Origin of the sequence: Cryobacterium sp. Hz9 (assembly GCF_004402825.1) — a bacterium.
In the GTDB taxonomy this organism is placed as follows: domain Bacteria; phylum Actinomycetota; class Actinomycetes; order Actinomycetales; family Microbacteriaceae; genus Cryobacterium; species Cryobacterium gelidum.
Genome location: NZ_SOFC01000009.1, coordinates 36,358 through 61,022, shown reverse-complemented (window position 1 = coordinate 61,022; position 24,665 = coordinate 36,358). Strand labels below are relative to the sequence as shown.

19 protein-coding genes are annotated in these 24,665 nt (G+C 61.8%); 2 read left to right on the top strand and 17 right to left on the bottom strand.

Translation table 11 applies throughout. The features are described from left to right. Window positions 1-176: 176 nt before the first annotated feature. From E3N85_RS03870 to E3N85_RS03810, 12 genes are all read right to left on the bottom strand, one after another. The gene (locus E3N85_RS03870) at window positions 177-680 is read right to left on the bottom strand and encodes a hypothetical protein (protein WP_134459582.1); all 504 of its coding nucleotides are present in this window, start codon (window positions 678-680) and stop codon (window positions 177-179) included. Between the two features lie 772 nt (window positions 681-1,452). Next, window positions 1,453-2,061 carry a hypothetical protein gene (locus E3N85_RS03865; RefSeq protein ID WP_134459580.1) on the bottom strand — a complete coding sequence of 203 codons (609 nt, stop codon included), beginning with the start codon at window positions 2,059-2,061 and terminating at the stop codon, window positions 1,453-1,455. After that, the gene (locus E3N85_RS03860) at window positions 2,048-2,623 is read right to left on the bottom strand and encodes an RNA polymerase sigma factor (RefSeq protein WP_198412048.1); all 576 of its coding nucleotides are present in this window, start codon (window positions 2,621-2,623) and stop codon (window positions 2,048-2,050) included. Before E3N85_RS03860 ends, E3N85_RS03865 begins: the two co-directional genes overlap by 14 nt. Before the next feature lie 544 nt (window positions 2,624-3,167). Then, a complete protein-coding gene (locus E3N85_RS03850) occupies window positions 3,168-3,800 on the bottom strand; it encodes a LacI family DNA-binding transcriptional regulator (RefSeq protein ID WP_134459574.1) in 633 nt (210 codons plus the stop codon). A gap of 428 nt (window positions 3,801-4,228) precedes the next feature. Continuing rightward, on the bottom strand, window positions 4,229-5,248 hold the full coding sequence (locus E3N85_RS03845) for an aldo/keto reductase (RefSeq protein ID WP_134459572.1): 1,020 nt from the start codon (window positions 5,246-5,248) through the stop codon (window positions 4,229-4,231). Between the two features lie 484 nt (window positions 5,249-5,732). After that, window positions 5,733-8,387, bottom strand: coding sequence for an AMP-binding protein (locus E3N85_RS03840; protein WP_134459570.1), 2,655 nt, complete (start codon window positions 8,385-8,387; stop codon window positions 5,733-5,735). A 197-nt stretch (window positions 8,388-8,584) separates the two neighbouring features. Next, window positions 8,585-10,081, bottom strand: a complete 1,497-nt coding sequence (gene pepD / locus E3N85_RS03835; protein WP_134459568.1) for a beta-Ala-His dipeptidase — start codon at window positions 10,079-10,081, stop codon at window positions 8,585-8,587. A gap of 19 nt (window positions 10,082-10,100) precedes the next feature. Continuing rightward, window positions 10,101-11,132 (bottom strand): ABC transporter permease, encoded by a 1,032-nt coding sequence (locus E3N85_RS03830; protein ID WP_134459565.1) that lies wholly within the window; start codon window positions 11,130-11,132, stop codon window positions 10,101-10,103. Further along, window positions 11,132-12,667, bottom strand: a complete 1,536-nt coding sequence (locus E3N85_RS03825) for a sugar ABC transporter ATP-binding protein (protein WP_166783846.1) — start codon at window positions 12,665-12,667, stop codon at window positions 11,132-11,134. The genes E3N85_RS03830 and E3N85_RS03825 overlap by 1 nt, the downstream gene beginning before the upstream one ends. Continuing rightward, entirely contained in the window at window positions 12,664-13,713 is a 1,050-nt protein-coding gene (locus E3N85_RS03820; protein WP_166783845.1) for an ABC transporter permease, read from the bottom strand. The genes E3N85_RS03825 and E3N85_RS03820 overlap by 4 nt, the downstream gene beginning before the upstream one ends. A gap of 97 nt (window positions 13,714-13,810) precedes the next feature. After that, the gene (locus tag E3N85_RS03815; RefSeq protein ID WP_134459556.1) at window positions 13,811-14,965 is read right to left on the bottom strand and encodes a sugar ABC transporter substrate-binding protein; all 1,155 of its coding nucleotides are present in this window, start codon (window positions 14,963-14,965) and stop codon (window positions 13,811-13,813) included. A gap of 175 nt (window positions 14,966-15,140) precedes the next feature. Beyond that, complete coding sequence (locus tag E3N85_RS03810; protein WP_134459553.1) at window positions 15,141-16,376, bottom strand: epoxide hydrolase family protein; 1,236 nt, start codon at window positions 16,374-16,376, stop codon at window positions 15,141-15,143. 292 nt (window positions 16,377-16,668) lie between these two features. Here E3N85_RS03810 and E3N85_RS03805 point away from each other — a divergent pair, with 292 nt between their 5' ends. Then, window positions 16,669-17,616 (top strand): 3-keto-5-aminohexanoate cleavage protein, encoded by a 948-nt coding sequence (locus tag E3N85_RS03805; RefSeq protein ID WP_166783844.1) that lies wholly within the window; start codon window positions 16,669-16,671, stop codon window positions 17,614-17,616. Window positions 17,617-17,704: 88 nt separating this feature from the next. Here E3N85_RS03805 and E3N85_RS03800 read toward each other — a convergent pair whose 3' ends face one another. Beyond that, on the bottom strand, window positions 17,705-18,451 hold the full coding sequence (locus tag E3N85_RS03800; RefSeq protein ID WP_134459548.1) for a lipoate--protein ligase family protein: 747 nt from the start codon (window positions 18,449-18,451) through the stop codon (window positions 17,705-17,707). Between the two features lie 324 nt (window positions 18,452-18,775). On the opposite strand from E3N85_RS03800, the gene E3N85_RS03795 reads away from it, so the two are divergent. Continuing rightward, the gene (locus E3N85_RS03795; RefSeq protein WP_134459545.1) at window positions 18,776-19,711 is read left to right on the top strand and encodes a sugar-binding transcriptional regulator; all 936 of its coding nucleotides are present in this window, start codon (window positions 18,776-18,778) and stop codon (window positions 19,709-19,711) included. A gap of 59 nt (window positions 19,712-19,770) precedes the next feature. Here E3N85_RS03795 and E3N85_RS03790 read toward each other — a convergent pair whose 3' ends face one another. The 4 genes from E3N85_RS03790 to glpD are packed head-to-tail and all read right to left on the bottom strand — an operon-like array spanning window position 19,771 to window position 24,634. Next, a complete protein-coding gene (locus E3N85_RS03790; protein ID WP_134459745.1) occupies window positions 19,771-20,442 on the bottom strand; it encodes a 2-oxo acid dehydrogenase subunit E2 in 672 nt (223 codons plus the stop codon). Continuing rightward, a complete protein-coding gene (locus E3N85_RS03785) occupies window positions 20,442-21,314 on the bottom strand; it encodes a class II fructose-bisphosphate aldolase (RefSeq protein WP_206751235.1) in 873 nt (290 codons plus the stop codon). Before E3N85_RS03785 ends, E3N85_RS03790 begins: the two co-directional genes overlap by 1 nt. Before the next feature lie 36 nt (window positions 21,315-21,350). Continuing rightward, complete coding sequence (locus E3N85_RS03780) at window positions 21,351-22,910, bottom strand: glycerol kinase GlpK (RefSeq protein ID WP_134459539.1); 1,560 nt, start codon at window positions 22,908-22,910, stop codon at window positions 21,351-21,353. After that, complete coding sequence (gene glpD, locus E3N85_RS03775; RefSeq protein ID WP_134459536.1) at window positions 22,907-24,634, bottom strand: glycerol-3-phosphate dehydrogenase; 1,728 nt, start codon at window positions 24,632-24,634, stop codon at window positions 22,907-22,909. Before glpD ends, E3N85_RS03780 begins: the two co-directional genes overlap by 4 nt. Window positions 24,635-24,665: the final 31 nt, after the last annotated feature.

The following is a 24,665-nucleotide window of genomic DNA, read 5'->3' as shown; positions in this document are numbered from 1 at the left end:
ATGATCGGACAGATTGCGGACCTCGAGATCGTCCATCGCGCACGGATCCTGATAGTGAATCGACGCTGCGTCCCCATCGTTGTGAGCGATTTGGACCGGCCCTACCTCGACCGACTTCTTGGTGTTGCGGGTGTCAGCTAACATCACGGCTCTATTCGTTAAAAAGGTACGGACCATCATCCGAAACGGCGGCTGGAGCGGGGCGGTTGGCTTTGTGAAGTGCGCTTCATCCAGCTTGCAACCGGACGCTGCCGCTGCGCCTGCGCGGATGCCAGTTCCGACGACGAAGCTGACGACGGCTCGGTAACGCCTTGGGCTCCCTGGCCCGCGTGCGCGGCCATTTGGGCGCCGAGGAAGCCCGAATAGACGGATGAGCTGACGGCGACGAACGTGAAGGCGAGTTTCACCGCGGTATTCGCTCGCGCTTCCGGCTGACCGGCGAGACGGGCCTCGTTGCCCAAAATTAGCCCCGCACCGCCGACACCGTGTGCAACAAATGCTGCCAACTGCACGGGAGCCCAGCGTTTCCAACCCGCCGTAGCCACCGGAATACGTTCTTTCGGATCCTTGACCGTTGCAGCTGCACCGTTAAGCCCGACCGCACCCATGAGCGAACCGCCGAACCAGGCAGCCAATCCGATGTCATGCAAGCTTCGAACGAGAGTGTTACGTTGCGACAAGATGTGTTCCTCTGAATCGTCGGGTGTGCGTGTCACGCGGTCATCAGTAAGACGTTTCCTCGTCCTGAAATGTCATGAAAATTCACAAAAAAACGCCCCAGGTTTTTTTGTGACGAAATCTTGACCTGCGCTGGCCACTCATTCAAGGCCGACACATCATCACAAAGCGCACCGGCGTCCCCGCAAAGAACGTGACCGGTTCCGCTCGCAACCCTTCCGATACTTGCTGCTGAAACGGCTGTGCAACTTGTTCTGCGGAGCACGGCCAGAGTGGCGCTCTGACCTTTTCACTGACCAGATGAGCGATGCCAAACCTCGAAGTAGCGCTGGAAACACCCCTCCACTTTTTCCTTCTCATTTGGAACCTGGTGCTGATCGCTGGCCGTGATCAACACCCAACTTTTCAACCACTGATCCCCTGGGACCAGCAGAACCAACGACGAACATCCGAACACTTGCGAGACATCGCTGCGATAGTCAGCGACCGATGCTGTACCGCGGCACACCGTCACGTTGGCGTCCGACGACGGCGCCGGCCTGGCGATTTTGGGACAGATAAGCCTCACTTGCCGGCGAGGGTAAGGAAGATATAGCCTCCGTTGTCATCCTGTGTCAGCGTCACAACTCCAAACGACCAGCCGCCAGGGCACGGCGCCGACATCGTGGTGCTTCTGGGGAGCGCCACAGCGGTCGCCCTGACCACCGTGGCGTTCCGAGACCAGATGGGACGATTCCACGCACTGTTCCCGCCAGCCGCTCTCGCGGGCCTCGATCAGCCGGGGAACGCTGCGTCGTAGACCGCGCGAAGCTCGGCACTGTCGGCCCCGGTGACGCCGCAGCCGGTGATCGTTCCATTGACTGCACTGATGAGGTAGCTCTGGCCGACCGTGAAGAGCACGCCCGAGGAGTCGGAGGTCATCGCGTCGCCCTGCGCGACCTCCACGCGGTCAGCGACGTCGCCGGTGAAGCGCTCCGTGACCTCCAGCATCACGGTGTCACCTTGGGTCGGCAGCACCGTCGCGGCGAACGCCTGCTCCTGCGCTGCGACGGTCGCCGGCTCGAGCGCGAGGCAGCTGCCACTCGCGAGGCCGTCGCCCATGGGAGGTTGCAGCGCCTCGACGGTGGGTTCCGGGCCGCCGAGGACGAGGGGCGCGACGATTGCAGCGGCGATGGCAAGGCCGGCGGCGACACCGACCATTGGCATCCACCGCCGGAAGGTGCCTCGCGGCGCCTCGGGGGTGCGGGTCGTGGTGGTAGCGGACTGATTGGTCATGATCTGCTCCATTCTGTGGTCGAGCCACGTCGGCGAGGCAGGGGGCAGCGCACGGGCCGGATCGGCGGCGCGCAGCTGATCGCGCAGTGCACGGTCATCGTCGTGCATCTTCGCTCCCTTCGTCGTGAGTTACATGTCCGGTCGGGGCGTCGGATTTCAGTAGCTCCTGTTTGAGCCGAGCCTTCGCACGGTGAAGGCGGATCGCCGCTGCGTTCGCGCTGATGCCGAGCACAACGGCAATCTGCGGGCTCTTCAACTCGTCCCACGCCCACAGCCGCAGGATCTCGGCGTCGTTTCGACGCAGGCCGGCCAGGGCTGTGGTCACGCGGGCCGCCTCGGCGGTGCCATCGACAGTGGATGCTGCGGCATTCTCGTCCGCAGCAACCGGCGGCGGCGGGTCGATGGCGATGATGCGGCCGATGAGACGGGTGCGACGACGCTCGGCGCGTCGGGCGTTGCTGAGGCACTGTCGAGCGACGACGATCGCCCAAGGGAGGGCGTCGTCGGGCACCTCGTCGAGGCGGCGCCAGCACACCAGCAGGGTGTCGCCGATCACGTCATCGGCCGTCGCTGCGTCGGTGCGGCGGTGCAGGTAGCGGCGCACAGGGTCGACGACGAGCACGACGAGGTTGCGCATCCGCTTCTCGCGCTCGGTGTCGGTGTCGGTCACAACTCTCATACTGAGGCATGTCCGGCAGGGGCGCGGGGATTTCATGCGAAATGCTCTCGCACCGTTTTACCCTGTCAGCTTCCCGCGCGTGGCAACGTCAATGCCTCTCGACGTGGGCCTTGCGGCGAAGAGCGGCCTGGGCAGCCCCTTGGCCCGACCAGCACGGGTCAGCCCCTTCGGGTGGCTTCGCGGATGCCCGCCACCTCCGCGGCTGGGTGGCCGCATCGGGAACGCGGCTGGAGCGCGACCGGCCGACTCGGCAGACCGCCTGGCCAGGAGCACCGCCCGTCGACACGGTCGACGAGTTGGTGCCCAGACGGGTCTACCTGTCCGCACCGCCCAGGCTGCATTAAAGGGAATGACTTCCCGAGGCAGTTGCGACTCCGCCCACAACGGTAAGTGGTCCGAGATCCGCCAGGACACTTCAGCGCGTGTTCGGCTGCCCAGCATTGGCTGGGCAGAAGAATCCACTCATTCTCCCTGTCCGAAATGCTCGCGGAAGCTCACCACTCGGGCATCGGAACTACCCCCCCTCAAGCGAGTGTCACCGACCTGATGGCCCGGTGCATCCAGGTGCAGCAGTAGATGAACGTGCCACTATTTTGATCGGCATGCTGATCGTCGTCGACTCTGTTGCGGTGTTTTGATCGGGGTGTTCGCCAAGACGTGCCAAGAGGGTTCCGACTGCTTTTTTGCCCTGTTCGCTTGCGAATTGATCGATCGTGGTGAGCCCGAAGACCTCGCCGAGCGGATGGCAATCGACTCCAATGACGGAGACCTGCTCTGGAATGCAAATATCGAGATCGCGTGCGGCGACGATGGTTCCAACGGCCATTTCGTCGGAGGCGCAGACAATACCGGTGAGCCGGTTGCAGAGATCTGCCAGGAGCGATTTGGCTTCTGCGTAGGCGCCATTGATCGTGTAGTCGCCGACCACTGACCAGGCGGAGCGTTGCTCGAGGCCGGCGGCTGTCATTGCTGCGGTGTATCCGTCGCGCCGTGCTCGGGAGACGGAGAAGCAGTTGAGCGATTCGTTCTCGCCCCCGACATGGGCGATCTGGGTGTGACCAAGGCTGATCAGGTGTTCGGTAGCAAGGCGCCCCACGGCTTCTTCGTCTACGACGAGCGAGTCGACACCAGATAAATGCCCCCCGATGCTCACTGTGGGGATGCGCATCGACAGCAATTGTTCGACATCGGATGTTCGTTATCGGGTTGGCGATGCTCGCATTCGGTGCCGGCTGGATGCTCGGGCACCGCCAGGCTGCACGTCATCAACGATTGCCCGATCCGGGCGGCCCGGGCACCTGAGAACTTGCCCCTGCTTCGCCCGCGAGCTCACCACCCAACTGACAGCCTCCCCGGTGAGTCCTTTAAAAACACGGCGGTCCGTGCGGGTCTGAAAATTATGGCGGCGGAGATTGCACCTACGGCGATGACGATCCCGGCCATCCACATTGGGGTGAGGTCCTCACCGGTGATTCTCCAGCCGAAGAGGACGGCCATGACACGGCTGAGTAAACCAAGAAAGGCCGTGGTACTTGCGGCAAGAGGAGCGCAGTGGCCCGACAACTGAACAAACCGGCCGATTGCCGGCTTCTACACCTAGTCGAGCACGCGGGAGCGCTGCTCGCGTCCCGATTCGCCGTACGGCCACGCCGAGGGCTCCGGGTCGCTTGCTGTGTTGAGCCTTGCAAGGTCCACTGCGGTGAGCGCGACGTCGACGCTGCCGAGGTTGTCGGCAAGCTGCTCGGTGGTGCGTGCGCCGAGAATGACCGAGCTGACTGCCGGTTGCGCGCTCACCCAGGCCAGTGCGATACGCGACATCGACTGACTGTGAACGTCAGCCAGACCTTGCAGCGCCTCGAGTACACGCCACGTCCTCGCCTGGGCGGAGCGCAGGTCGTAGGCCTCGACGCCGCGCTGGGGATCCTCGCCCAAGCGAGTCGCGCCGGAGGGGCGCTGGTGCTGTGAGTACTTGCCAGCCAGCCAGCCGCCACCGAGGGGCGACCACGGGAGCACTCCTAGGCCGTTGGCTTCGCAGGCAGGCAAGATTTCCCACTCCACCTCGCGCGCCAGCAGATTGTATTGCGGCTGCATTGAGATGAGCGGGAACCGACCGCGAGCGGCCGACGCTGCCTGAGCAATCTGCCAGCCAAGGAAGTTTGAGAGGCCGGCGTAACTAATTTTGCCCGACTGAACCGCAAATTCAAGAAACCCGAGGGTCTCATCAAGCGGGGTGATGGGGTCCCACGAATGCACCTGATAAAGGTCGATGTGGTCGACGCCCAGCCGCCGCAACGTGCCGTCGAGCGCGCGCCGCAGGTGCCGGCGCGACGTGCCGGAATCGCGCGGGTCCACGCCGACGGGAAACCGCCCCTTGCCCGCAATCACGAGCCGGTCCCGCGCGACACCACTTTGGCCGCGCAGCCATTCACCAACGATCTCCTCCGACTGTCCACCGCTGTACACATCGGCGGTCTCCAGCATGGTGCCGCCGGCCTCCGTGTACTGATCCAGCTGAGCATGCGCCTGCTCGGCGTCAGTTTCGGCGCCAAAAGTCATCGTTCCCAACGCGAGCGAGGAAACGGCGAGCCCGGAGCGTCCGAGGGTGGTGTACTTCATTCTTGGGTGACCTTTCTAGAGCGACGAAAGCGGAGAGCGTGGCCGAAAAACGCCGACGAATGCTTCCACGTCGGCATCGACCCGCAGGTCAATTGTCCATGATTCGGGTCAGGGAATTGGCGAAGCCGGGTGCGCAGGTGCGCGCCTGGCCTCGCTAAACGGCGAGACAGCGCTACGGCGTCTTTGATCACTGTCTTCGCTTCGTCGCCACCGCACGGTTGTCTTCGATATCGGCTCAGCCTACGAATGACATTGCGCACGACACCTGTCGCGACCTGAACATCGAGGTCGATAAGACACTCCCCCATCGCTCACAGACGAACGGCCGAGTCGAGCGTTTGCACCGCACTTTCGGCGCCTCCCGAATTGGAACCGCTGACCCGCACGGTGTTGAAAAACGCCGTCACCCAGCGGGACGTGACGCCAGGGTTGGTGTCACCGCCAGTAGTTGTGGCGTCGTCCCGCACCGGTATCTGGTGGCGTTTCAGTCGGTTGCATGTGGCGATTCGTCGCGGCGTGACAAAGCAAACTTCTGCCCCCTGATACCAGTGGGGACAGAGTGGTTCAGCGCTCGGCCGCCCAAGCGATACAGGTACCACGCCGCAACTCCAATGGCGAGTGACAAGACCGTCCCGAACCAGGGAGCGCTGATCTCCCAAGCCGGGTAGACGACCCAGTGGGTGAGGTATATGAACAGGGATGCGCTGGCCAGAAGTCGCACGGCCGGCACGAGGGCCCGGTGTATTCGCAGCTGCTGTACCCAGATCAATAACAGTATTCCGCCCACTACAACCGCTTCGCGCGCTGGATCCCCGAAGAAACCGGCCGTGGCGACGATCGCCGCCACGGACACTGCCAGTCGCTTTCCCCGGCTGTCGGCCCGGGCGATGACCCACCCGAGCACGAGAGACCACAGCACAGTGATCACGGCGTAGCGTTCAACACCTTCAGCTTCGATCCCCACGAGCGCAAACCGGAGCGTGACCGCTGCCACAAAGAGAGCAACGGAAAACATCCATGGATGTCGGCGCTCAAGACGATCGATTGGGCGAATGAGGAACATGGCCGCCAAGCCGAGTATCGTCCAGACGGCGGCTTCGAGGAACCAGAATTGCCATTGCTCGTTCCAGCCACCGTCGCCGGGAACAATGTTGTTGACCAACAAAGTGGTGGTCCAGGTGTACTTGCCGGTGAACACCGCGACGGCACCGATCCACAGCGCGGCCGGAACCGCGATTTGGGCTGCGCTCGTGAACAGGCGGCGAACGCGCGTCGCCCCCGCCACGTTGGCAAGCTGGAACCTGGCAAGGTTGTACCCGGCGACGGCGAGCAGCAGATGCGCGCCGCCCTTCAGTGTGATCAGATCAGCATGGGTGGCAACGATCAGCACGATAGCCACAGCGCGAAGTACGGCGGGAGTCTCTACTCGGGGAAAACGGCCCCACCATCCTCTGCCTGTCGCCGCTGTTCGTTTCTCCCATTCGCCCGCAACAGTGCGATCAGCATGTGGGGAAGATCCTTCGGCCAAGGAGGCGAGGGTCTGAGCCGATTGGCTGGGCCAATTTCGTGGCAGGGCCCCGAGCAAATCTTCCAGCCGCAGGGTCACCTCAACGTAGCTCAACGAATCCCCACCAAGCCCGGCGAACGAGTCGTTGATCGTGGCGTCGGGTCGCTCGAGAAACACGATGAACAGGTCACGAATCATGTCGGCGGTTGCGCCCTGCCCCCCGTTCACCCCTACCGACGCCTTTTGAGCGTCAATCATTTCGGCGTACCGCACGAGCGCGGCAAAATCGGGCTTGCCAGTGACCGTATGCGGAAACTCACTGATCGGGTAGACACGTATCGCGTGAGCGGGAATGCCGAGTAGTGCAGCGGCGCGGGTTCGTGCGCGGTCAACGAAGCGGGCCGCGCGGACGAATACGAGCACGTCTTCTCCGGTGCTCGCGGTACGAGCTTCGAATCCTTCCTGGGTAAGGAGGCGTTGAACGGAATCGAGGTCGACCCGGAGTCCGTACAGCTTCACAAATCGGTTCAGCCGGCCCACGACCTCGAACATGCCGTCGTCGCGGTGCCGGGCAAGATCGCCGGTGCGAAGCTCGTGAACGGTGCGCCCGAGGGCGAAGTCTGCGGGTGTTTCTGCGTAACCGAGCATGACGTTGGGGCCCTGGTAGACCAGCTCGCCGACATCCGTTCCCGGCGCAGCATCGATGCGTAGGCGACCGCCTGGGATGGCGCGGCCGATTGCGCCAGCGGAATGGGAGGCGAACTCCGCGGGGACGTACGCCATGCGCGCGGTTGCCTCTGTCTGCCCGTACATAACGAAGAATTGGAATCCGCGACGTTCCCCGAGGCGCGCAAAGCGGCGCACCGCGTCGGGGGCGAGGCGGCCACCGGCTTGGGTGAGGTAGCGGATGCTCGCGGGCAACCGATCAGTGAACTGGCCCGCCTCAAGAAGCTCGAAGGTATACGGGACGCCAGCGATGGAGGTGATCCGGTGCGTCGCGGCCTCGTCCCAGAACGCCGCGTCGGCTACCGACCGTTCAGTGAGGACAACGCTCGCTCCCGCCACGAGATGACTGTTCAATACGGAGAGCCCGTAACAGTAATGCAATGGGAGCGTGGTCACTGCCCGGTCAGCGGGGGTAAGACGCAGATACGACGCTATGGCGTGTGCGTTGCTCAACACGTTTTGTCGCGATAAACGCACGAGCTTGGGCGTCCCGGTCGACCCGGACGTGCTCACCAGCAGAGCGAGGTCATCAGCGAAGCTGTGCGCGGAGCCGGGCCGTATCTCCCGCAGAGCCGCGTCACCCCCGCTGCCGGCAAAAAGGACATCAGGATTGAACCGGTCAGCGAGCGACGCGCGAAGAGTCCGCGATGCTTCGTCGTCACCCGGCGGGACTAGAAGTACGGGGTGTCCGCCTTCCAACGCTGCAAGGTACGTGACGATCGACTCGACGGCGTTGGTCGCCTCCAGCATCACCAGTCGCCGGACACTGCCCAGCTCGTGTCGACGTGCAGCGGCCAGCTGGGCCACCTGGGCATAGCTGACAGTTCCACTGTCAGTGACGAAGGCGACGTCCTCGTCTGCGCCGCTGAGGAGCCTTAGTCGTGGAGCGGGTACGGTTTGGAACACGGAACACTTTCGAACGATACGTGGAAGCTTGTTAGGTAAGGATAACCTACATGCGTCTACGGTCCTCCGTCTTCACAACCCGGTCGTCGAGGTCAAACCGGTCGGCCGCCCTAAATCACCTTCGAGTCGCAGAATCGCGTTCTCTGTGTGACAGGCGGGAATGGCCCGCAACCTCGTTGCCCCTGGACCGCCCGTGCCTATCCCAGCCGCGACACGACCGTCTTGATCAGCGGCCAGACGCGTTCCACGGACTTGTGATTCACCCGCTCCGCAGAGGAATGCAGGGCCTGAAGTTCGGTGCCGATCGAGATGATGTCGGTGACCGGCACTCGCCTGCTGAACATGCCGAGCTCGAGCGAGCACTGAGACACCTCGACGTTGGGCTCCTTGCCGAGCACGTCACGGTAGGCCTCGGATGCCGTAGCCAGGAGTTGAGATTGAGGACGATACGGGAATTCTGGAGCGTCGAGGCCGTAGAGCTCGCACACGACACCACCACCGGCGAGCGCCACGAGCGCCTGTACGCGTTCGATCAGCTCGTGCTTGCGCGAGGTGAGGGCCGACGTGACCGTCGACATCACACGTGCACCCTCAGGAGTCGGCCGCACCGTTCCGACGTTGTTCGACGTCTCGACGCGACCGGGGACGTGCAGATTCCAACTGATCACCCCCTGGGGGATAAGGCGCAAGATGGACATGAGCCGGAGCCCGGCAGCCCGCGAAAACGCAACATCGGGACGTCGTGCATCCTTGAGCTCGACCCGAATCGCGGGGTCAGAAATCTGGTACTCACTCTTGAGTTCTATGTCTAGCTCGGCGATCAGAGCCTCAACCGAATCCGCGTCCATGTCGTTGAAGACGATAACAGCGGAGGCATCGGCCGGGATAGCGCTATTTTGCGCGCCTCCGAGAGGATTGGCAATGCGCACCTCGTGCGCACCCGCGAGCCTGTGGATCGCGCGGGCCAGCACCTGCAGGGCGTTCGCGCGCTCCAGCTGGATGTCGAATTCGCAGTGACCGCCATTGAGCCCGCGCACCTCCAGCGAACGCGCACTGGTCAAGGCATCCGGTGTTGACTCGAACTCGCCCGGGACGTCAACCGTGAACGTCACGTCCCCGCTGCAACCCGCGAGGATCTCTGCGTCGGTGATCCAGTTGAAGTCGATCATGCGACGCCCAGAGAGTTGCGAGACGTCGAACTGTCCGGCCCCCACCTTCCCCTTTTCCTCCATGGCTGTGAGCACTGCCTCCAGCGGCGGATGAGGGATGTCCTTCGATTCCAGCAGCGCGAGAATGTAGGACACTCCGATTCCGTTGTCCGCCCCCAGAGACGTTCCCGTCGCCGAGATGTACTCGCCGTCGACCACGAGGCTCAACGGTTGGTTCAGGAAGTCGAACTCGACGCCCTCTGCCTTCTCGCAGACCATATCGAGGTGGCCGTGCAGGATCAGCGGCGCTGCGTTCTCGAGGCCTCCCTGACCGGGCTTACGCACGAGAACGCAGTGCAGGTCATCCTTCATCGCCTCGAGCCCACAGGAGCGCGCGAAATCCACGATCCAGTTGGCGACCTGCTCCTCATTACCTGAGCCTCGCGGGATGCTCGTGATCACCTCGAAAAATCGGAATACCTCGCGGGGCTCGAGGTCTTTGAGCACGCCAGAGTTGGTCGTCTCCAGGATCTCCGTAGCAGTCATGTGCGATCCCTCTCGTTGGTTACTTGACAATGCTTGACTTGTTGCGGGACATGGTGAGGGCGACCACCGCGATGATGACCGCGCCGTAGACCAGGCTCTGCGCTTGGGCGTCGATACCGACTGCGGTCGTCGCGATGGGAACAAGTGCAACGGTCAGCGCTCCGAAGATCACCGTGAGCGGATTGACGACGCCCCCGGAGATCGACGTTCCTCCGATCAGCGCTGCGGCGATGGCGGGAAGCAGCAGGTCGCTACCAAGGCCGGTGGGCGACGCGGAACCCGCCTGCGCGATGATCGCGATGCCGGCGAGTCCGGCGGCGAACCCAGAGAGCGCGAACGCCAGCACCTTGAGCGAGCGCGTTCGGACCGCAGAGAAGATCGCGGCGGACTCGTTCTTCCCGATGGCCGTCATCCCTCGGCCTACGCGGGTATAGCGCAGAAGTACCCAGAGAGCGACCGCAAGCAGCACGCCCATCCAGAACGTCATCGGCACATTCGCGATTCCGCTTTCATACAACGAGTGAACGCCCTCCCCGTTGCTGGAGACATAGACGGTCGTGCGGCCGCTGGCCACGAGCGCGACGGCTTGAAAAATTCCCAGCGTGCCGAGTGTCAGCGCAAAGGACGGTACCTGCGCATAGGCGAGGATCAAACCGTTCACGGCTCCAAAAGCCGTGGTGGCAAGGAGAACGATCAGCGGCGATAGACCCGCTACGGGCCCGAGCGTGAGCGCAAGCAGGATTGCACCCAACAGGCCGATCGCGGCATTCGACAGGTCGATCGACCCGACGTTGAGCACCATTGCCTGCCCGAGGGCCAGCAGGAGGATAGGGGCCGACGACGACGCGATGATCGCCAATCCTCCTCCCCCGATGAAAGCTGGCGTGAGGATCGCAACGACCAGGAGTATCGCGAGGAAGATGACGATCGGGCCAATCGCATGCCAGCCTCCGATGCGCTTCACGGACGGGAACTTAGCGCGGGCGGGGACGGGGGCGGGGACGGGGACGGGGACGGCAACCTTCGTTGTCTCGTTGTCAATCTTGGACATCAGAGCATCCTTTCGAGCAGGTCCAGAGTCGCGGGACTATCGTGGCCGAGGTCGAAGACCCCTGAGATCCGACCGTCGCGCATCACCACGATGTCATCGGCGATATCTAATGCCTCATCGATCGTGTCGGGTATGAGGATGATTGCGGTGCCGTCATCGCACACCGACCGGATCTGCGCATTGACTGTTTCGGCCGCGCCCGGGTCGAGGCCTCGGAGCGGGTGGTCCAGCACGAGCGCCTTCAAATTCGAAGAGTTCAACCACTTCGCGAGGACAACCTTCTGCTGGTTGCCGCCAGAAAAGTCTTGCAGCATATGCTCGGGTTCCCTCGGCCGGATGTCCAACTTCTCAAACCACATCCGTGCCAGAGCAAGCCTGCGTCGGGGAAGCTCGAACGGCCCAAGTGCTGCGGAGCCGGGATGCGTGAGCGTGATGTTTTGATCCGCTGGCATTTCCCCCACCATTCCCTCAGTCTTGCGCTCCGCGGGGACATAGCCGACCCCAAGGTCGACGGCATGCTTGATGGACAACTGGCGACCGGAGTAGCCCGCGATCGAGACCGATCCGGAGTCAAAGCCTTCGGCCCCGAATATCGCACGCGCCACGGACTCGCGGCCGGAGCCACTGGTGCCCAGAATGGCCAGGATTCGGCCGGGGTAGGCATTGATCGACACATCCGCATAGGAGCCTGCTCGGGTGAGGTCGTGGATCGAGATGACTGGACTGCTCGTCGGCTCAATACTGCGCCGGTTTCGAACAGCAGCGTGGGTCTCCCGACCAACCATGAGGCGGAAGAGTTCCTCTTCGGTCACGTCATCTACTCGACGGTCGGCGATTAATTCACCATCGCGCATGACGACTACGCGGTCGCAGATGCGCATGACCTCGTCGAGGCGGTGCGAGACGAAGATTACCGAGCCGATGTCGCGAAGCTTAGAAATTTCCCTCTCCAGGATCGCGGTCTCGGTCCTCTCCAGGATCGCGGTCGGTTCATCGAGGATCACGAGAGGAGTGGTGTGGCTGGCAGCACTTACCCGGATCGCCCTTGCGATCTCGACCATCTGGCGATCAACGAACGACAGGTCGCTGACCCGCGTCTTCGGATTCAAGTGCGATCCGATGAGGTCGAGAGCCTTGGCCGCGTCGGCGTACAGGCGTCGCCAGTTGTATAGCCCGAGGCGGTTGACCCCGCCCCGGCCGATCGGGGTGTTCACCTCGATGTTTTCGGCGACGGTGAGGTTCGTGAACAGCGATTGCTCCTGATGAACGACCCCGATCCCCGCGCGCAGGGCATCGGCTGGTCCGCGGAACTGGACTGCCTGCCCGTTTACCGCGATTGTTCCTTCATCGTGGCGATAGTTGCCCGAGAGGATCTTCAGTAGCGTGGACTTGCCAGCGCCGTTTTCTCCGATCAGGCCGATGACCTCACCCGATTGGATTTCAAGCGACACCCCGCGAACGGCACGATTCGATCCGAAGCTTTTGGAGACGCTGTCGAGGCGAAGCACTGCGGGAGTTGTGATGACGTCGTTCACTTTGCCACCTGCAATCTGTCGCGCTGCGACCACGCGGCGAACACGATGGCGGCGACCAGGATCGCGCCGGTAACAGCCGACTGATAACTCGACTCAACGCCGGAGAGTATCAGGCCGTTATTGAGGATCGTGAGCAGGAATACGCCCAATACCGTGCGCAGGATCCCCCCTTTTCCGCCGCCGAGGTGCGTTCCTCCGATGACAACGGCTGGGATGACGATGAAGAGCACACCGGAGCCGACGGTGGGTGACCCGATGTCGAGTTGAACAGTGGCCAGGATGCCGCCGAGACCGCTCAGCAGAGCGGCGATGGCGAAGACGGCGACCTTTACACGGAAAGCGGGAAGGCCCGCCGAGCGCACGATGGTCTCGCTGTTTCCAATGGCGAGAGTCACTCGGCCGATCCGGGTACTGCGTAGAACGAATATGCCGAGACCGATGACGAGCAGCGCCACCCAGAACGAATTAGGGAGCCCCAAAGTAATGGTGGAGGTCCAGCCCTTGAGCCCCTCGTCCTCGAGGCGAGGGAGGAGGTCGGTCCCATAGAGCATGGTGGCGATTCCGAGCCCGACATACCACATTCCCAGAGTGACGATGAATGAGGGAACCTTCAGTGCGGTGAAAATGAGGCCGCTGGCCACACCGAGCACGAGTGCCACGCCGAGCGCGATAACCCAAGCCCATGGCCCCAGGTCCACTCCTCCGCGCGAATTGGCACTGAGGAGGATCCAGGTCATTCCGGTTGCCCCCATGACTCCCTCTACGGACAAATCGATCGATCCGAGGAGGATGACCAAGGTCGCCCCCACAGCAACGATCAAGGGGATGGCGGACTGGGTCAGTACATTCTGAAAGTTGGAGGCAGTCAGAAAACGTTCGTTGAGCAAGGAAAACACACCGATAAGGACGGCCAGCGCCACGAGTAGACTCAGCGGCTCGGCGAGACCGCGGAACCGAGCGCGGCGCTCAATGCCGGATTCGCGGATCCTGATCGCGGTGGTGCTTATACTCCCAGCGCCCTGTTCCGATAAAACTTTGTCAACCATGAGCATTCTCCTCGCAGAAACCGATCGCATAGTGGTGATGCGCCTGTTCCCGGCCCTCATCGATTAGACGAGGGCCGGGAACAGGCTGGCCGTAATGCTACGGCTTGGGCAGGACCTCGGGCCCACCGCCGCCGGTGAGGGTCGCCGGCTCGGTGTCCCACGGGCCCTTCTCAACGAGCTGGTCGACGAAATCAGCTGCCGCCGTGGGAGTGTCGTACTTGAGGTACTCGCCAAGGGTGTCGGGCGTCACACACTTAATGTCGAAGAAGCTCGTGCGCTTCTCCTTCGGCAGTTCGGACGGAACGATCTCTCCGGTCGCGGCCAGGTAGGCCGTGTACAGGCCGATGGCGGAGGCCATGTAGCCGCGGTGGAAAGTTTCCCCGACGATGGCGTTATTTCCGTAGCCCTCCTTCATCAGTTTCACCGTGTCGGGGTACAGGCCATCGGAGGCGAACTTCACTTTGTCCAGCAAACCCGCATCGTCAAAGGCCTGGATCGCGCCGAGCTGCATGCCGTCATCGGCGCTCCAAACGCCATTGATCTGATCTCCGTACTTGGCGATCAGATCCTTTGCATTCTGGTTGGCGAGCTGCGGGTCCCAGTTCGAGGGCTGGTTCTCGAGGATCTTAATATCGGGGTAATTTTCACGCATTTCAGCCTCGAAGCCGGCGACACGCGTCTGACTGGTCGTGCTGTCCTGCACTCCGGGGAACATGATGACATTGCCCTTGCCACCGAGCGCATCGCCGATCGCCTGAGCGTTGCAGCGACCAGAGTCCACACCGGGGTGCTTCTGGAAGGCCACAAAGTTGTCGCCCGAATCCCAGGGTTCGAAGTTATCTGGCTTGTTCCACCAAATCGATACGTAGCCACCGGCACGCTTCACCGCGTCCACGATCGTCGGGGTGTCCGAGCTCGCTACGGTGTTGACGAACATCACGACCTTTTTGCCCTGCGCCAGGATGGCCTGGATCTTCGAGATTTCAGTCTGCGACGAGCCCTGCGAGTCAATGATCTCGAGGGGAATGTCAAGCTTTTTGGAGAGAGCCTTCGCCCCTTCAATGTTGGCAATGAAGTAGGGGTTGGTAGTATTGATGACGGATGCCACGAGGACGAGATCCTCTTTGGCGATCGGCCCGGAGGAACCGGTAGCGGTTCCACCCGCGGTCGACGTGCACCCGGCGAGTGCGAGCGCAGCGACGGCCGCGAAAGCGGCGAGTCGGAGCGCGCCGCGTTTGTTTCTGAGAGACATCTTTGACTCCTTTGTCGTGGGTAAGGCTTGAATTCAAGTCGCTTGCATTTTTATTCAGTAAATAAATTTTGATTCACTGTGAGGATAAGGGTACTTGCGCGTGCGCGCAAGAGGATTTCACCCCACAGTCCACACGTGACCGATTCGTTACGATGTGGCGCCGGGAGATCATGCGTCAGCGCAAGGTTCGGAAAAAATCCCGAACGTCATTTACGTAGATATCCGGTTCCTCCAGAGGAGCGAAGTGGCCACCGCTGCCGTGGACCCGGTACTGCTTGAGGTTGAAATACTTTTCCGTCCAGGTTTTCGGAGGCTTGTAAATTTCTCCCGGGTAGATCGAAACCGCAGTCGGCGCTCCCACAACGGGGAAGCGGCTGTGACTCGGCGTCCAGGGATTTCCGCGGCACTCCCAGTAGTACCGGGAAGAGGTCCCTCCCGTTCCGGTAAGAAAGTACACCGCGGCGGTCGTGATCAAGTCATCTTTTGGCCAGACTTTCTCGAATGCCGCAGTGCCGCTACCACGTTCCGCGAGTCCCCAAAAGTACCGCTTCTCGGTGATCCACGCTAGCTGAGCCGCCGGGGAGTCGGCGACAAGCGCCGCGAGTGTCTGTGGCTTCGTCAGTTGGAGCTCCCCGTAGCCGCTTTCATTCTCGACGAACAGCTTGCCGCGATCAAACCACCCGGCTTCGTCCGCGGAGTACTCGCTCGCCGCCGGCAGTCCCAGAGCAGAGTCGTACCTGACGCCTTCCGGCTGATCGGGATGTTCCGCGAGATAATGCGACATCTGAGCCGGAAAGTGGGTGTAGACCCCGATGACGTCTGATTCGTACTTGTGACCGTGCTGTTGGGCGATCAGCGCTCCCCAGTCGCCCCCCGCCGTCGCGTAGCGGTCGTACCCGAGAATCTGTTTCATGAGCACGTTTTCGAGATCGGCGGTCTTCCAGAAGTTCCATCCCGTCTCCGTCAGCGGTGACGAGAACCCATAACCGGGCAGTGAGATGAGAACCACGTCGAACGAGTCGGATTCCTTGCCGCCGTACTTCACCGGGTCTGTCAGAGGCTCGATGATCTTGCGCACGTCCCAGAACGTCCAGGGCCAACCGTGGTGGAGCAGCAGCGGCATCGGGTTCTTCCCTTTGCCGCGCACGTGAATGAAGTGAAGGGGAACGCCCATCACATCCACTTTGAAGTGTGGGAGTTCGTTCATCTGGCGCTCCACGGCGCGCCAGTCGTACTCGTTGATCCAGTAGTCGATAAGGGTGCGGTGATACTCGGTGTTGTAGCCGTAGCGCCAATCTTCGTTCCCAAAGTCCTGGGGAAACCGTGTCCGCTTCAGCCGCTCCATCATGTCGTCAAGATCTGCGTCGGGGATGCGGATCTCGTACGGACGGACCTCAAACGAATTCGACAATGTAGAACCTCCTTGTTCCGTGCCGCATCAGCGCTGCGTTTTATATTCAACATGTGCGTACATATTCAGTTTACATCTTGACCGGGTCTGCATGTCAACGAATTGTGTCAATTTGCTCAAATCCGCGTGTGGCGCTGTGCGGTTGCCTCGCTTAGAGACTCCGTCGAATGCGTGAAATTGGGGCCCAGAACCTGCGCTAGAGTCTGCGGACAGGGATCAAATGCCGTCGTCGGGTCTTGCCGAAGCGTCGGATCGCTACCGATGCAGTCTTCACGAGAAAGCGAAGTGGATCATGGGCACTGCCCTCGACAAGTACGCAGATATGAAGCCGAACTGGGATTACCCGGTCATCATTGAGTCTCACATCAATGGGATCCGTACCAAAGAAATGAACCCGAACACCCCCATTTCTTACGAGGAGATTGCGGAAGACGCGATACGCTGCTGGGAGGCCGGTGCCGGCGCGATCCACGCCCACAACACCAGTTTCGATCTCATGGGCGAAGACGCGTACAAGGATTACATGCGCACGTGGGACAAGGTGTTGCAAAAGCACCCTGACATAACGTGGTACCCCACCACCTGTAACAATCTTCGCCTCAAGGGCGACGAGAACGGGCTCCAGCACGTTCCCTTCCTCATCGAGAAGGCAAACGTTCGGATCGCCTGTGTCGACACCGGACTCACGCTCTTCGCTACGCAAGCGGACGCCGAGGGCTACCTCGCCGGCCCCGAATTCGGGTTCAACTACGAGCGCGTCGGCAGCCAAATCAAGATGCTGCGTGAGCACGGTACCCCCATGGTCTTCGGCGTCTACGAACCTGGGCACCTTCGCCACGCCATGCACTACGTCAACAACGGGCTCTCCACGCCCGGCTCCATGTGGGATTTCTACCTCATCGGAGACTACGGCCTCACCGCCACGGATCCTATCGGGACGAACGGAATGAAGCCGAGTCTTGAGAGCCTGTACTACTACCTCTGGATGATCGAGGAAGCGAAGGTGAAGCACCCGTGGTACATCTCGATCTGGGGTCAGGGGGCACTCGATGACACCTCAATTCTCCGAAGGGCGATCGAGCTCGGGGGTCACATCAAGACCGGCCTGGAGCTGTTCTATGATCCGGCCCGCAACCCGACAAACCTTGAACTGCTTCAGCAAGCCCAGGACATCGCTCGGGAGGTCGGCCGGCCCATAGCGACCGCGGACGAGGCGAGAGCGCTGTACAACATCCGCTGATCCGCGTCCGACGAAACTCCTGTGCCGGTCCAGACCACGATGAATGGCGAGCATCCGGCGGAGTCGTCTGCGACGGTTGAGGGGCTACTCACGCAAGCGCACCTCGAACGGGGGCTGCCTGCGGCAGCGCCCATGCGGCGTGTCGTTGTTGGAGCCCCGTCACAAGCTCGTGCACGATTTCGTCGGGTGACCCTTGCACCCCCTCGTCGCGCACGCTTCCCAGGCTCTCTGGCGACCAATCAAGTTTCATGGCGCTGTAGACCGCGTCCACGACTGGACTCAGTCGCCCGGGTGTCTCAAGCACGATGCAAGCGGTGAGAAGCCGGGCTCGGCGCATGGCGCGCTGAGCGATTCCCACGATCTTCACCTGCCCCCGCGCGTTTACGCTATGGATACCCGCACAGTATTCGCCGGCGACTTGCCCTATTCGTGCGTCGATGCCCAGGTCCATCAGTACGTCCCGAAAAGAGGCAGCGCCGGCATCGAAGGCCGCAATGTGATTGTTGAAGAGCGCCAGCGGTGCCATGAGATCGATGACGAGACAGGTCTGGTCATACGCCACCGCCCGTCCTCCTGCGAGGCGAATCACCGGGTCAAAGCCGTGCTCACGAGCCGCTGCCGACGCGGCGGCGAATTCTGGCATCAAACTCTCCCGCCGGCTGAACGCCACGGTGGGAACGGGGCGGTAAGCCCTGATCCGAGCATGATCGTTGAGGTCTTCCTGCATGCCGCGGAGCACACGCAAGCTTTCGTCGATGTCGTCTTGCGCTGTGGTGCCGACCCGGCCCAGTGATAATTCCGGCATGCGAGCGGGCAGCTGTTTCGCATCGGTCATGACGTGCGAGACCTATTTTCTGTATTCATGGACAGGAGACCGTTCGCTTGACTGATCAGCTGGCAGTTCTGTCTGCACGCCACGAGGTGCGGGTGCAGTCCTGGTTGCTGTCGCGGCCAGGATGCAGGGCTGGACGAATTCGACACGGGCCAACACGCCGTGGGATCGCCATCCGTCGGCCTCCTCACGCATTGATTCGAATTTATCGCTTCCAGAAATAGCCTAGATCGTGCTGGATATTCTTGCAATTGACGAATCTTGATACACTCAAGTATCTTAGCGAAAGGAAAAGCCTTGGCTGCTGATTCTGAACCGCGCCGCTTCATGACGAAGGTGGCGCGCATGTATTACACGCACGGCATCCGCCAGATCGAGATCGCGGCGAACCTGGGCATATCGCAAGCCCGCGTTTCCCGGCTACTGCAGGCCGCCGAGCAAGCGAAAATCGTGCGAACGATTGTTGTCATCCCGGAGGGCCTGCACGCGGAGATCGAAGAAGATCTTCAGGGGCGCTATGGGTTGTCCCAGGTTCACGTCGTGGAGGCGCTGGATCCGAACGACGAGGCCGGCATCAATCGCGACCTCGGCGAGGCCGCCGCGCTCATCCTCTCGGCAATGCAATTATCGGGGAAAACTATTGGCTTCACTTCGTGGAGCCGGTCACTGCGTTCACTCGTGGCTACCCTCGAACCGTCGAAAAAGAAGTCCGACGCCACTCGCATCGTCGAGATGCTCGGGGACGTCGGCCCGCCACAGCTGCAGCATGATTCCACCCGTTCCACGCAGCGCTTTGCCGACCTGATCGGTGGGACTCCCCTGTTCATCCGCGCTCCGGGGGTTCTCTCTTCTGCGGAAGTGCGTGAAGCAATGATTAGCTACGACGCACACACCCGCGAAGCGATCGCGGCGTTAGATGAGTTGGACGTGGCCCTTGTCGGTATTGGTACCTGTAATATCGACGCACCGTTGGAGCCGGGCGGCAACTTTTTCACAGTAGAACAATTCGAAATGGCAAAGTCGCTCGGCGCCGTCGGACAGATCAACCTCAGGTTTATCGACGCGGAAGGAATCCCGATCGAGAGCGAGCTTGACTCCCTTGTGATCGGCGTGACCCTGGCCCAGCTTCCCGCAAAGGGCGGACGATTTGCCGTCGCTGGTGGAAGGTCGAAGTACGAGGCTGTGCGCGCGGCCCTGCGCGGTCACTGGATCGACACCCTGATCACGGATATGGAAACGGCAGAGCGACTCCTGCGGGAGTAATCGCAGGTGAGCGGCGGCCCGCACCGCGAGCCGCCGCCGCCGTCACCGCATGCACTCTGTTAGAGCGGCGCTTCGAGTTTCGTCTTTAACGCCGCGAGGAACTCGGCCGCAACCGCGCCATCCAGGGCGCGGTGATCCGACGTCAGGGTCAGTTCGGCGATCGGCCGCCACCCCCCGCCATCCTCAGTCCAGACATTTCGGCGGATCGTGGCTCCAACCGCAAGGATCGCGGCTTGGGGCGCATTCACGATGGCATCGAAGCGGGTCACCCCGAGCATGCCGAGATTCGAAATCGTGAACGTCCCTCCAGTGATGTCGTCGCGCCCCAGTCCGCCGGAACGTGCACGGCCGACGATGTCGCGCCTGCGCTGAGCGATCTCTTCAAGATCCAACTGATCGGCGTTGTGAATAATCGGTACTGTCAGACCCTTATCTGTGGCGACCGCGATACCGACGTGAGCTCGGGGGAAAGATACGACCGCTTCGCCGTCGACGTGGACATTCACCGCCGGCACCACGGTCAGCGCATGCGCGGTTGCGCGAACAAGCACGTCAGTCACTGTCGCCCCCGGCACGACGACCTTGGCACGCGACGCCTCCGTCATGTCGACCTCTACCGTGAGGTGGAACACCGGCGCTTCCCACGCCGTGACCATGCGCCGCGCCGCGGTTCGACGCATACCCTTCAGCTCGGTGCGCTGACCCTCGTCGAGATCCAGTGGTTGCGTCATCACGCCCGCGCTTCGGTCAAGACGGCGGTCGTCGAGGCGCCGGCACACCCGTACTCGCGCATCTTTGCGATCGTCGCGACGATCATCTGGCGCTTTCCTTCAGACATGGCATCTTCGAGCTGGCGGTCACCCTGGGCCCAGGTCTCTTCAATTCCGCGGCGAAAGGCATGGCGCAGATCGGTATCGGCGTTCAGCTTGTGCACACCAGCCGCGATCGCGGCGCTGATATCCGACTCCGGTACTCCCGACGCTCCGTGCAGAACGAGGGGAACGCCCGTGACATCCCGAATGCGCTGGATTCGTTCGATGTCCAGGGGCAGGGGGTCACCGGAAGTGATGCCGTGCATCACGCCTGCCGAGATCGCCAGGAAGTCGACACCGGTTTCCGCGACGAATCTTTCGGCTTCGTCGACGTTGGTGTAGTGCGCCGACCAGTCGATCCCATTGGATGCATCGGGAATGCTGCCCAGTTCGGCTTCCACTGGAACGCCGAATGAATGGGCGACCTGAACGACGTAGCGGGTAGTTTTCAAGTTTTCTTCGAATGGCAAGTGCGAGCCGTCGAACATGATCGAGTCAAATCCGAGACGCAGCGCTTCGAACACCTCGTCGTACGTTCCGTGGTCGAGGTGGACAACCGCATCCGCTCCCCTGCCGTCAAGTTCACGACGGGTCATGCGGTAGGCGGCCTCGAGGCCCATGTGAGGAACGATCGCCCGCCCAACCTGCAGGAACACTGGTGATTGAGCGCGAATTGACGCTTCGATCAGTGCTTGCGTGGTCTCAGGGTTGTGCATATTGAAACCACCTACCGCATAGCCGCCTGCTCGGGCGCGGGCAACGTAGTTTTCGGCTGTCTTCGTGGTCATCATGATCCTCTCGATTGATTCTGTTGTTGGACCAGCACGTCAGTGTGCGGCCAGTATCGGGACGGAATCTGGGACCGTCCCGTTAGTCGGGTGAGGTGGTGCCGGCGGCATCATGCGCGCGGATCGCACGGCGGCCTGCCAACCGCCGTAGAGCTGGTCGCGACGATCGCTGCTCATACGGGGCTCGAATACTCGCTCCGCGCGCCACGTTTCGCGCACGAGATCTTGCGCGTTCCAAAGACCCACCTCCGCTCCCGCAATATAGGCAACTCCGAGAGCGGTGCGTTCGAGGCCCTCCGGCCGAACGACCGGCATGCCGAGGATGTCTGCTTGGAACTGGCACAGGAAGTTGTTGCAGACCGCTTTTCCATCTACCTTCAGCGACGTCACGTTCATACCGCCGGCGCGCAAAGCATCAAGGTTGTCGCGCGTCTGGTACGCCATGGCTTCGAGCGCCGCGCGAACAATTTGGTCGATGCCCGTGTCAAGGGTCAACCCAAAAATTGATGCGCGGACGTCTTTGTCCCAGTAAGGGTCGCAGAGGCCGGCGAACGCGGGAACAAAGTACACGCCCTGAGTATCCGTGACCCGTTCTGCGATGCGCTCCATCTCCGCTATGGATCCAACTGCCCGCATCTTGTCACGCAGCCAATGAAGCGTCTGCCCGCTGTGGAATACCACCCCTTCGACTTCGTAGCTGGTGAGTCCAGGAATGTTCATCGCCACGCTGGTAGTCATTCCGGCCAGGAGCAGCGGGCTGCTCCCGACGTTGGCGACGAGCACGCCAGCGGTTCCAAACGTGTTCTTGACTGAACCCTCGTCGAAGCATCCCTGCCCAAAGAGCCCGGCCTGTTGATCAGCGATGATCGCGTGGATGGGTATGTGATGACCGGCGCCGCCGGGCAGAATGCTGGGGTCAAGGTAGCCGAAGTGCGAATTGGAAGCACGCACCTCGGGGAGTAGCTCCTGAGGGATTCCGTACACGTCGCACAGTCGGTCGTCCCACACGAGTTGGTCGATGTTGAGCAATGCCGTTCGCGACGCCGATGTCGCATCGGTGACGTGCTCACGCCCGCCGGTGAGGTTCCAGACAAGCCAGGTGTCGACCGTTCCGGCAGCGTAGGCGCCTGTGCCTGCAAGCGCTTTGAGTCCCGGGACATTCTCGATGAACCAGGCCAGTTTGGGGGCTGAGAAAAACGAGTCGTTCCGGAGGCCGGTGCGCGTGCGGATCTCGGCGTCGAGCCCCATGTCGGACCAGCGCTGCACGATCTCATCGGTCTGGTGGGAAGACCACATGATCGCATTGTGAACGGGGATGGAGGTGGATCGGTTCCAGATCAGACAGGTCTCCCGGTGAGTTGTCACCCCGACCGTTGCGATATCGCGCGCCGTCAACCCCGACCGGTCCATTACCTCGTCGATCGCTGCCCGCATCGCAGTCCACAGCTGGGCCGGGTCAAGTTCAACCCAGCCGTGGTTGGGGAAAAGGGGCGTGAGCGAATTTGATGCCTCGGCGACGATCCGCCCGTCCGTATCGACGAGTACCGCCCTCGCGCTGCTCGACCCTTCGTCGAGCGCGAGGACATAGCGGCCTGTCATAGGTCTGCCCGGCCGGCGTGGACGCCGACGTCGCCGACGGTCAACCCACTTTCACGTGCACCGGATGTCGTGCGACCCGGAATTTGCGCTGTGGGTCGGCCGGGGACGGCTAGGTGGCCGAGCCACTCAACGTAGCCGTCGATCTCATTCTGGATACGGTTTTCATCCCAGCCATTGATGGCCGCCATGATCGTCGCGATCCGCTCGGCACCCTCAATGCCGTGATCCGGTTCAAACGCCAGCAGAAGACGTCTCGCCATAACGTCTGTGAGAGTTCGCGCAAATTCTTCATTGATGGCGAAGACCACTTCAGCGGCCAGAGCCCCCGACTTCTCGTCGACGATCTCAGCAAGACTGGCGTCGTTACTCACGAGAGCCACTATGTTCGCTGCCCGCACTCCGTACAGAGCGAGGAGGCGCTTCGCCACTAATGGTGGCAGAGCACCGTTCGAAATGAACGCCTTCGAGAACGTCTCATAGTTCGCGACTCGAGCACCAGGAAGTGGGCTCGTCAAAGTGATTGTTTTGACCTTCTTGGCGCCCAGGCTGCGAAGCGCCAAGTCGACGGCGTCCTCTGAGAGCTGCCGGAACGTCGTGAGCTTGCCCCCGATAACGGAGAAGAGGCCTTCGACGCCATCTTTAGCGTGGTCGTGGATGATGTGACTGCGCGGAATCTTCCATTCGGGCACACCGGGCGCGTAGGGCAATGGCCGCACCCCGCTATAGGTGTACAGAACATCGTCGGTGCTGAGTTTTGCGCCCGGCACGAGAGTGTTGACCTCGTTGAGCAGGTAGTCGATTTCCGACTGTTCTGCGCGAGCAGAGTCCGGCTCCTCGTCGTAGAGGTTGTCGGTGCACCCGATGAGGTATCTGTCCATCCACGGTATGACGAGGACCAGACGGCCATCCGCCTGCGACTCGTAGTACACGACGTCACGAGGAGCCCCGGGGAAGGGAGCCACGACGATATGGCTGCCTTTGGAGCCGCCGATGAATCGGGGTGAACTGACTCCCCCAAAATCAGCCAGCAGGCGGTCGACCCACGGGCCAGCGGCGTTCATGACCACGCGTCCGCGCACGGAATGACGTTCTCCGGTGATCGAATCAATGTACTCGACGCCGGTCACTCGAGAGTCGGACTTCAGGAGCCCATCGACTCGGGAGTGGGTGACGATGTCGGCCCCGTCACTCTTTGCTGCCACCGCGAGTTCAACACAGAGGCGCTCAGCATATTCAACCTGCCCGTCGATGAAGACCGCGGAACCTGTGAGTCCAGCAGGCTCCATCCCGGTGAAGCGGGACAGCACCGCGCGCTTCGTCAGAATGCTGTGATTGGGTTGCTTCTTGTCCCACGAGAGTACGTCGTAGGCGATCATGCCAAGGCGGATCAACCACGACGGCCGCTTGTTGCGGGCGTAGAAAGGCATGAGAAGCGGCACAGGCTTCACGAGGTGCGGAGCGAGCTTGAAGAGGCGCTCGCGCTCCTTCAGGGATTCGCGCACCAGGGCGAAGTCCTTATGCTCCAGGTATCGGAGGCCACCGTGAATGAGTCGCCCCGACCACGCGGACACACCACTGCAAATATCTTCCTGGTCGATGACGATGGTTCGCAAGCCACGCGCGGCAGCGTCGCGCGCTATGCCGAGTCCATTTATACCGGCACCCACGACGATGAGGTCATAGGGTGCGCGGGTGTCGCCGGCGTTCACTAAAGATGCGCTCATGGCTCCTCCTCCTTCGTTGTTTTCGTCTACG

Excerpts from the sequence above, each read along its gene's own strand:
- glpD (WP_134459536.1), bottom strand. The coding sequence starts at position 24,634 with ATGAGCGCATCTTTAGTGAACGCCGGCGACACCCGCGCACCCTATGAC.
- E3N85_RS03850 (WP_134459574.1), bottom strand. The coding sequence starts at position 3,800 with ATGCGCATCCCCACAGTGAGCATCGGGGGGCATTTATCTGGTGTCGAC.
- E3N85_RS03830 (WP_134459565.1), bottom strand. The coding sequence starts at position 11,132 with ATGTCCAAGATTGACAACGAGACAACGAAGGTTGCCGTCCCCGTCCCC.
- E3N85_RS03795 (WP_134459545.1), top strand. The coding sequence starts at position 18,776 with ATGACGAAGGTGGCGCGCATGTATTACACGCACGGCATCCGCCAGATC.
- E3N85_RS03785 (WP_206751235.1), bottom strand. The coding sequence starts at position 21,314 with ATGATGACCACGAAGACAGCCGAAAACTACGTTGCCCGCGCCCGAGCA.
- E3N85_RS03805 (WP_166783844.1), top strand. The coding sequence starts at position 16,669 with ATGGGCACTGCCCTCGACAAGTACGCAGATATGAAGCCGAACTGGGAT.
- E3N85_RS03780 (WP_134459539.1), bottom strand. The coding sequence starts at position 22,910 with ATGACAGGCCGCTATGTCCTCGCGCTCGACGAAGGGTCGAGCAGCGCG.
- E3N85_RS03800 (WP_134459548.1), bottom strand. The coding sequence starts at position 18,451 with ATGACCGATGCGAAACAGCTGCCCGCTCGCATGCCGGAATTATCACTG.
- pepD (WP_134459568.1), bottom strand. The coding sequence starts at position 10,081 with ATGACTGCTACGGAGATCCTGGAGACGACCAACTCTGGCGTGCTCAAA.
- E3N85_RS03865 (WP_134459580.1), bottom strand. The coding sequence starts at position 2,061 with ATGCACGACGATGACCGTGCACTGCGCGATCAGCTGCGCGCCGCCGAT.
- E3N85_RS03845 (WP_134459572.1), bottom strand. The coding sequence starts at position 5,248 with ATGAAGTACACCACCCTCGGACGCTCCGGGCTCGCCGTTTCCTCGCTC.
- E3N85_RS03820 (WP_166783845.1), bottom strand. The coding sequence starts at position 13,713 with ATGGTTGACAAAGTTTTATCGGAACAGGGCGCTGGGAGTATAAGCACC.
- E3N85_RS03815 (WP_134459556.1), bottom strand. The coding sequence starts at position 14,965 with ATGTCTCTCAGAAACAAACGCGGCGCGCTCCGACTCGCCGCTTTCGCG.
- E3N85_RS03790 (WP_134459745.1), bottom strand. The coding sequence starts at position 20,442 with ATGACGCAACCACTGGATCTCGACGAGGGTCAGCGCACCGAGCTGAAG.